Raw genomic sequence first — 1555 nt, 5'->3', positions numbered from 1 at the left:
ACGCCCTCGGCCCAGCCGGTACCGTCCGCCGCCCCCGCATAGGACTTGCAGCGCCCGTCGGCGGCCAGGCCGCCCTGCCGGGCGAACCCGGCGAACGTGTTCGGCGTCGCCATGACCGTCACACCACCGGCCAGCGCCAGCCCGCACTCGCCGGCCCGCAGCGCCTGGACCGCCAGATGCAGCGCCACCAGCGACGACGAGCACGCCGTGTCCACCGTCATCGCCGGGCCCGTCAGCCCCAGCACGTAGGCGATCCGGCCGGACAGGGCGCTGCCGGCGTTGCCGGTGTCCACGAAGCCGAGCACGCTCTCCGGGAGGACGGGCAGGCGGGCGGCGTAGTCGTGGTACATGAGGCCGGCGAACACGCCGACCTGCTCGCCGCGCAGCGTCGCGGGGTCGATTCCGGCGCGTTCCAGGGACTCCCAGGTCGTCTCCAGCAGCAGCCGCTGCTGCGGGTCCATGGCCAGGGCCTCGCGGGGGCTGATGCCGAAGAACCCGGCGTCGAACTCGGCCATGCCGGGCACGAACCCGCCCTCGGCGAGGTACTCACGCTCCAGCGTCGCGTCGAAGATCCGGTCGACGTCCCAGCCGCGGTCGGTGGGGAACACGCCGACGCCGTCCTTGCCGGTGGCGACCAGGTCCCAGAGGTCTTCGGGAGTCCAGACGTCGCCGGGGTACCGGCAGGCCATGCCGACGATCGCGATCGGCTCGTCGGCGACCTTGGCGGCCCGGACCTGCACCGTCCGGGCGACGCCACCGAGCCGGTCCCGCAGGTACCCGGCCAGCGCATCCGGGTTCGGATAGTCGAACACCAGCGTCGCCGGCAGCGTCAGCCCGGTGGCACGGGCCAGGCCGTTGCGGAACTCGATCGCCGTCAGGGAGTCGAACCCGAGCTCGCTGAACGCCCGCCCGGCCGGCACCGCGTCCGCCGACGTGTGCCCGAGCACGGTGGCGACCTGCGCGCGCACGACGGCGAGGATCGCCGCGTCCCGCTCGGCGTCGCCCAGCCCCGCCAGCCGCTCGGCCAGCGCACCGGTCACCACGCGGCCGGCGTCACCGGCCGTCCGCCGGGCGGGCCGGATCAGGCCGCGCAGCAGCGCCGGCACGGGCGTGTCGGCGGCCTCGCGCCGCAGCCGGGCCAGGTCGAGCCGGTTCGCCACCACGAGCGGGGCGCCGGAGCGCACCGCCGTGTCCAGCATCGCCAGGCCGTCCGCCGGGGTCAGCGCGGCCCCGGCCTGCGACAGCCGGCGCACCTGGGCCTCGTCCAGCCGGCCGCCCATGCCGCCGTCCACGGCCCACAGGCCCCACGCCACCGACACGCCCGGCCGGCCCTGCCGCTGCCGCTGTGCGGCGAGGGCGTCGAGGTAGGCGTTGCCAGCGGCGTAGTTGGCCTGGCCCGGGGCGCCGAACACTCCGGAGGCGCTGGAGAACAACACAAACGCGGTCACCGGATGATCCGCGGTCAACTCGTGGAGATGGCGCGCGGCGACGGCCTTCACCCGCAACACGGCGTCGAGCCGCTCCGGAGTCAGCGACATCACCATACCGTCGTCCA

General features: G+C 75.2%; 1 protein-coding gene. It reads right to left on the bottom strand.

Annotated elements, in window-relative coordinates:
- Nucleotides 1-1555 (bottom strand): beta-ketoacyl synthase N-terminal-like domain-containing protein (locus IEZ31_RS58065; protein ID WP_229837334.1); only part of this gene is annotated, 1555 nt, incomplete at both ends.

The sequence above is a fragment of the Dactylosporangium sucinum genome, from assembly GCF_014647515.1.
Taxonomy (GTDB): domain Bacteria; phylum Actinomycetota; class Actinomycetes; order Mycobacteriales; family Micromonosporaceae; genus Dactylosporangium; species Dactylosporangium sucinum.
The sequence above is the reverse complement of the archived record's forward strand: the minus strand, read 5'-3'. Positions and strand labels throughout refer to the sequence as shown.